The sequence below is a fragment of the Ruegeria sp. F11 genome, from assembly GCF_056533855.1.
The window spans coordinates 36511-42880 of the sequence record NZ_JBQFOW010000021.1; the positions used below are offsets into that span (position 1 = coordinate 36511).

A 6370-nucleotide genomic window follows, 5' to 3' on the forward strand; every position below is an offset into this window, starting at 1 on the left:
CACTACGGGGCCATCTGGGTTGGTTCAATCTTGGCGACCGGACTTTGTGTCGCGTTCTGGTCCATCGCCACGGCAGGTCCGCGGCCACTGGTTTGTGTGCTTGTTCCCCATTTCAAGGATGAATACTGGTTAAGCGTCGGCTATGGCCTGGAACAGCAGGCTGAGCGGTTGGGATTGGACCTGCTGTTCTACGAGGCGGGCGGCTACCGCGCCCGGTCCCGGCAGATCGGTCAGATTGATACCTGCATCGAGCAGGGCGTAGATGCGATCCTCATCGGTGCGGTGACATCCGATCACGCGGATCTGATCGCCGCAATAGAACAGGCAGCGCAGAGGACCCCTGTTCTTGGTCTGGTCAACGAGCTTCATGCGGATGCGTTGAGCGGACGCATTGGTGTCGACTGGCAGGATATGGGACACGCCGTTGGGCGTCATTTATCCAAGCTGCATCCGGACGGATCGCCACCCAAAACCGCGATCTTCATTTCGGGCCCGTCAGAAGCCGGTTGGACGGGTCCGCTGGAGGCCGGGCTACGCGACGGCTTGAGCGGCAGCGAGGTAACAATCCTTGAAGTCTTTGGTGCTGACACCGGCCTTAGTCAGCAATTGGCGCAGGTCGAAACGGCTTTGGAACGCTATCCTGATGCAGATTATCTGATCGGCAGCGCCCCCGCGATCGAAGCGGCGATTGGCAGTGTAATGCACTCCAACAACCCGAGCCCACCCCGGTTGATTGCGACCTATATCAGCCACACAGTCATTCGAGGTCTCATGAATGGCAAAGTTCTGGTAGCTCCCTTTGATGATCCGGCCCAACAGGGGATTATGGCGCTTGATCAGGTTGTGGCTGTTTTGCATTCCGGAGAGCGAGCAGGGCTGATCGGGCCTGACATCGTTCTTCTAAATCGTTCAGACACAGATTTGGCCGAAATACGTATTTCGCCTGCGGAGTACTTTCCGAGCATTCATTGAGCCTGCGGAAAGATGGCCATCATACATCAGTGAGGTCGCTCGGGAAAATCCGGCGGCATGTTCGGCAGGGCCTGCATGCAAAAACCGTCTAACAGAATCCACTACTACAAAGCTCAGTTCTGTCGGCGGTCGTATTTCGACGCCAGTGCTTTCGCTCATTCACACACGATCCGTGTCGACGAGGCTGCATCTGGATGCGGTATGTCTTGCCCATCAGACTCCTACTTTCGTAAATCAAAGTCATTGCATTCGAACAAAACTCATCAGTTCAACTCTGTTTCTCAGATGCAGTATACGGTAGCTATGTGGGCTGCAACACAGGATCTGAAGACCAGATCAAAGGTCGTCTATGGGCCAACACCATCAGACTGACAAGATCCGCCGCTTTCGTAGCATCGCGATCTTTGTGGCGGGCAAAGGAGGGCCTCGCCGCAATTCCTGAGGTTGCCGAAAATTCATCTGACTGCACCTCGAGGTGCACTTGCGGTCATCAAGTGATCAGCCAGGTTTTGTACGTCCGTGCTGGTTTGATCGCTGACAGCATAAATTTTTGCTTCCGGATCGACCAGGTTCAGGTTGGGCGAACCCTGCCTTAGATGTTCCCACCTCTGGAAAATCAAATCTCTGGTTTCGTCGACCGCCTTTGAACCTGCTGCGGCATCCACGACAAAAACAATCCGGTCAATTGAGATTGAGTCAAACAGGAAGTCGACCTCGTATTCACACCCTTTCCGTTCGGCTGAAAACCCCCGCAAATCCATCAAAACAACATCCGCCCCGGTCACAAATTCAGCGACGGCGATGCGCCAGGTGTTATCAAGACAATAGATGTGCAAATCCTTGAATGTCCGGTCGAACTTTCGCGGGTGCCGCATTAGAGTACTTATGCGTTCTTCAATTTGTTCACTGGATTTGGCGAACTGAGCGGGAGCACGATGATAAACCACGGCGAATGCAATGAGATAGCCGACAATTACCGCAACAATTGCAAACGGCATAGCTACGATGAAACCCATGATCGGAACGCGATCGACCAGATCAAAAACCCTAGTCAGGAACATAAACGTATCAACATCCACATAGTAGATGAGTGAGGCACCGAATAACGCCCAGGAAATACCCAGAAAAGCCTGAATTCCGTAAAGTGTCCAAAACGTAACAGCTACATTCCGACTCGAAACGCCTCGGTACTGATAGCGCAGATAGGCTGGGTCAATAACGGTAAAGCTGCTTCCGAAATGACGCCAGTAACTCAGTAGAAAATCAAATGTCAGGAATGCACTGCGATCAATGTCAAAAACACGCAAAATCAGCAATCGCCTGTTCTTTGCCGCATCCTGCGTGCGATACAGTTTCCTGATCAGAACTACATGGCCAGCCATCGCAAGAAAGAGGGCAGCGAATTGCAGCCCGCTGATGATTTGCGCATCGTACAAAAGGATGCCGTAAGTCACTATGGCAACGCAAAGCGCGACAAGGCCGTAAACCGGATGCAAGACGACGACGAACCAACCAAACAGGATAAGCCAAACAGACCTGCGGGTTCGATCCAATCGCCTTACACCACGTGGTTTCCGATAGGTCGATTTGCGGTAAAGCCCTAAAAGGAATGTGACAAGCAGCCGTGCCGAAGAAACTGCCCAAATTGTAACAACCGGCAGACTCAAGGCGACCAGCACTTCCACGTAGGGAGGCGTTGCTTGACTGCCGACCAGTCCGGCGATCGTCGGAAAAAGAATGTACCCCAGGCTGGCCAGCACATCTTGCCGCAACATTTTTGTGAAAAACGAATTGGTGGATCTGCGGGTCTCTGCCACGATGGCGCGCCGTGTGTCACCAACCTTTTGCAATCCAGTTTCAAGACTCACTACGTTGATTTTGGGCTGTGTCGAGGCCGGAACTGCCTCACGTTCGTCCAAAAGCGCTGGCAACTCACCAACATCCTGGGACTCCGACAGCATTAGTTTTTGGATGCGGGCTGACATCACTACCTTCATCCATGCCAGAATCGGTAGTGTCGCGAGAAGCGTTATGCCGAATGCAATAAAATCCAAAATTTGACCTTAAGCTAAAGCTATAATCTGCGGCGCTTCTGATTATATGGCAAGTTTTATATCCTCTCCGGACCGTGCGGTTACGTTCGCAGGCGGTCGGCTTAGAAATAGTGCCATTCTGGTAAATGATCCGAGGCGTGCCTTGCTAGGATGAAACTATAGCAGCGTTTCTATCCCAATGTCTCAGGGCAGTGCTTTAGACCAATTAATTGAGAACATGGATTGTAAATCAAGGTCCGCTTTCGGCCCGCTTGCGTGGCGTCTGAGTGAAAGGGCCAATGGCAGCATTGGGCCGTCCAGTTCTAAAACGGGTCCGCTTGCTGCGAAGATTCCGCGCTTGCTCTAAGCTCGGCAAGGAGTCCATTTTGACAAATTCTGCACTTCGCGCTAACGCGTGCTCTTCCGAGGACCGCTAAAAATGTTACAACACCAAAGGCAGTTCGATGATGTTTCTCAGGTTGGATTCTAAGCCGCTGTATTGTTTGGCCATATTTCTCGCTAGGCCCCAAGCTCTTTAATCTCGCGCTGAATAGACCACTCGATGAGTTCGCCCCAGAGTCTTCGGGCCAGTTCGGGGTCCAGTCGCTTCCCGGACGCAATCTTGCTAACTTTTTCAAGCACTTCGGCCACGCGATCCGTCGTCCTTGCAGGCAAGCTTTCGATCTTCTTCAAATCGACAGCACGGTCGATGTAGCCGGTGCGGGTGGCCAGAAGGATTATCAATTCGACGTCAATGGCGTCGATCTGAGCGCGAAGCTCTGCCATGGTTTTGCAGGCCTCGGGCGGAATAAGTTCACTCATGATTTTCCTCAGTAGTAACTTGGTTGCTAAGGAGCTGGCGAAGAAGGCTCACAGCCCTCTGAGCGCGCGCCACACAAAATTCCGCTGTTGGAGCTGGGAGTCGCCCGATCACACGCCGGATTTGCTGGTCGCCGATCAACAGGTCCAGATAGAGGCCAACAGCTTCTCCTGATGTCTCAAAGTGCAGTTGACCCTCGCGACGTGCACGAAGCAGCACCTGCTCTAACAAGGGAAACACGGATTCGCGCCCGGCCTTTGAAAGCGTCGCACCAAGCTCACCGCTGCTATCAGCCGCCGCGGCTCGATTGAGGGCAACAGCGCGATCACCTGTCAGCAGATCCAAAAGCTTCGGGCCCAACGTTCCCAGAATTGAAAGCGCGTCATGGTCGGTTTCCAATTCAGCTTCCAGATGGGACTTCACTTCTTCAGCATTGCGCGTGACGAGGGCACGAAATAGTCCCTGCTTATCCCCATACCAGTTGTACAACGTCTCATTCGAGGCGCGGGCCTGTTTGGCGATGCCTTGCATGGATGTTCCACTGTACCCCTTTGCCTCCAGAACCTCGTAGGCAGCCGCCTCGATCTGTTGCTGACGCAGGGATCGTTTCTCTTCTCTCAAAATTACTCTCCAGCCCGTTGACAGAAACCGTAACTAACATTACGGATTTATACAACCGTAATCAAAATTACGCTTTGGAGAAGCAAATGGAACAATCAAGTCGTCACGTCATCGCCGCCCTGGCAACGCTCATTGTTTTGCAAGGGATTATGCTGTCCGCCTTATATGCCGGGGTCAGGCCCCACCCGCCCGTCGCCACGCCTTTGTTCGGTATTGCTCCTTTTCTTGGAGTCGCGATGTCTGTCGCTCTGGCGGCTATCATCGTGCAACCGCTGGGCAGTCGGGCAGGGCGCACTTTGAGCGTTCTCGCCGCGCTCTTGGCCCTGGTTTCGTTCGGACCGCAGAAGTACTTTGACTCACATTTCGGTCTGATTTACCCGGCGGTATTGCTTGGCCAATTGGCTGCGCTGGTCATATTTGCATCGGTTGTAAAAGTTGCGCGCCCACAACAGGAAACCGTTGCGGAGCAGGTCTGATGGCTCAGTTGCTTATGCCTATGTCGATGCTCTCACTCCTAAGCGTCGGTGCTATCTTCGGGTTCTTCTATGCCTGGGTCTGTTCAACGATGTGGGGTCTGGACGCGACGGACCCACGAACAGCCATTGCAGCGATGCAAGCGATGAATGCTTCGGTCCGAAACGCGGTTTTTCTTCCCGGCCTTCTTCCTGACACCGGTCGTTCTGGGCACAACGGCCATCATCGCCGCCCGGCAGACCAGAAAAAAATTTGCCGTGCTCTTTGGACTGGCTGCCATTCTGTACATCGTCGGAGCCTTTTTCGTCACAGCGTCGGTGAATGTGCCGATGAATGAAGCCCTGACAGACGTCGTTGTGCCAGCCGATATCGGGGCCGCCCAAAATATCTGGCAAAGCTACTCGGCCTCCTGGCAGGTCTGGAACTTTCTTCGCACCATTGTGAGCGGGGTTTGCCTAATCCTGACCGGCTAGGCCATTTTCTTTCTAAACCTGGAGTCCGCGTGATGGAATTGTCTCTTCTGACATTTGCCCTTCTGGCACTTATTGTCGTCATGACACCCGGTCCGACTGTTCTGCTTGCCTTGTCCAATGGATCACGGTTCGGTATCGCTACGGCAGGTTACGGTATCGCCGGGGCTGCTATCTCTGATGCTGTTCTGATCACGGCAGCCGGATTAGGGCTCGGAGCTGTTCTTGCCGCGTCAGCGTTTTGGTTCAGCATCGTCAAATGGATCGGCGTTGTTTATCTCGTTTGGCTGGGCGTAGAGATGATGCGATCATCCGGTCAGTTGGGACCGGTCGCAAATCCATCCGAGAACAAGAGACCGTGTGCGCTTCGCAACAACACTGCAGTCTTAAGAAAAAGCTTTCTTGTCGCGGTCACAAACCCCAAGGGCTACCTGTTCTTCACGGCATTCCTACCGCAGTTCCTTATGCCAACAGAACCTATGTTTCGGCAGTATGTGACGCTGGCACTGATCTTCATCGCAGTCGATGTGATCGTCATGGCCGCCTATGCGGGCCTGGGCGTGAATGCAGTTCAGTTTCTCAACCATCGCGGGGCGCTCTGGATCGACAGGGTATGTGGCAGTCTTCTCGTCGCCCTGGGTCTTGCGTTGACTTTCTTAAAGCGCGCCAATGTGTAGGTCTCAATCGCAAAAAAACCAGAAGGTTGGTAGCCGAGAAGACGATCGCTGTCGACCAGCCCAAATAAGTGAAGCGGACCTTGGCGTAGCTGCAGTGAAATGGCGCTTTGTCCCGTGGATTGTGAGTTTGGAAGTTGCCAAATTTCGCCACTACAGCGAACGTCTCTTCTGACTGGATGCATTGCAGCATCACCAACGGGCTCCCAACGGCATGTGTGGATGGCTCCTGCATTGCAAGAGATTTCTGTAGTTGCGATGGTCTGTCAGTACAGTCGTGTGTCCGGCCTGTTTGCGTGGCGGTTG

Annotated in this window: 7 protein-coding genes; 4 read left to right on the plus strand and 3 right to left on the minus strand. The window is 53.4% G+C overall.

Going from position 1 to position 6370, the window contains the following annotated elements:
- The first annotated feature begins 30 nt into the window (after nucleotides 1-30).
- Nucleotides 31-972: a TMAO reductase system periplasmic protein TorT gene (torT, locus tag ACR0NJ_RS19875; protein ID WP_480818826.1), complete on the plus strand. Its 942-nt coding sequence runs from the start codon at nucleotides 31-33 to the stop codon at nucleotides 970-972.
- A gap of 455 nt (nucleotides 973-1427) precedes the next feature.
- Here the strand turns inward: torT and ACR0NJ_RS19880 are convergent, their stop codons facing one another.
- From ACR0NJ_RS19880 to ACR0NJ_RS19890, 3 genes are all read right to left on the minus strand, one after another.
- A complete protein-coding gene (locus tag ACR0NJ_RS19880; protein WP_480818827.1) occupies nucleotides 1428-3026 on the minus strand; it encodes a hypothetical protein in 1599 nt (532 codons plus the stop codon).
- A gap of 498 nt (nucleotides 3027-3524) precedes the next feature.
- A complete protein-coding gene (locus ACR0NJ_RS19885) occupies nucleotides 3525-3827 on the minus strand; it encodes a chorismate mutase (protein WP_480818828.1) in 303 nt (100 codons plus the stop codon).
- On the minus strand, nucleotides 3820-4446 hold the full coding sequence (locus ACR0NJ_RS19890) for a TetR/AcrR family transcriptional regulator (RefSeq protein ID WP_480818829.1): 627 nt from the start codon (nucleotides 4444-4446) through the stop codon (nucleotides 3820-3822). Before ACR0NJ_RS19890 ends, ACR0NJ_RS19885 begins: the two co-directional genes overlap by 8 nt.
- Nucleotides 4447-4532: 86 nt before the next feature.
- Here ACR0NJ_RS19890 and ACR0NJ_RS19895 point away from each other — a divergent pair, with 86 nt between their 5' ends.
- From ACR0NJ_RS19895 to ACR0NJ_RS19905, 3 genes are all read left to right on the plus strand, one after another.
- Nucleotides 4533-4922: a hypothetical protein gene (locus ACR0NJ_RS19895; RefSeq protein ID WP_480818830.1), complete on the plus strand. Its 390-nt coding sequence runs from the start codon at nucleotides 4533-4535 to the stop codon at nucleotides 4920-4922.
- Nucleotides 4923-5069: 147 nt separating this feature from the next.
- Entirely contained in the window at nucleotides 5070-5393 is a 324-nt protein-coding gene (locus ACR0NJ_RS19900) for an anthrone oxygenase family protein (protein ID WP_480818831.1), read from the plus strand.
- Between the two features lie 32 nt (nucleotides 5394-5425).
- Nucleotides 5426-6067, plus strand: coding sequence for a LysE family translocator (locus tag ACR0NJ_RS19905; RefSeq protein WP_480818832.1), 642 nt, complete (start codon nucleotides 5426-5428; stop codon nucleotides 6065-6067).
- Nucleotides 6068-6370 lie beyond the last annotated feature (303 nt).

What these genes read in the sequence shown, in the direction of transcription:
- ACR0NJ_RS19885 (WP_480818828.1), bottom strand. Translation starts at nt 3,827, where the DNA reads ATGAGTGAACTTATTCCGCCCGAGGCCTGCAAAACCATGGCAGAGCTT.
- ACR0NJ_RS19895 (WP_480818830.1), top strand. Translation starts at nt 4,533, where the DNA reads ATGGAACAATCAAGTCGTCACGTCATCGCCGCCCTGGCAACGCTCATT.
- ACR0NJ_RS19900 (WP_480818831.1), top strand. Translation starts at nt 5,070, where the DNA reads ATGCTTCGGTCCGAAACGCGGTTTTTCTTCCCGGCCTTCTTCCTGACA.
- ACR0NJ_RS19905 (WP_480818832.1), top strand. Translation starts at nt 5,426, where the DNA reads ATGGAATTGTCTCTTCTGACATTTGCCCTTCTGGCACTTATTGTCGTC.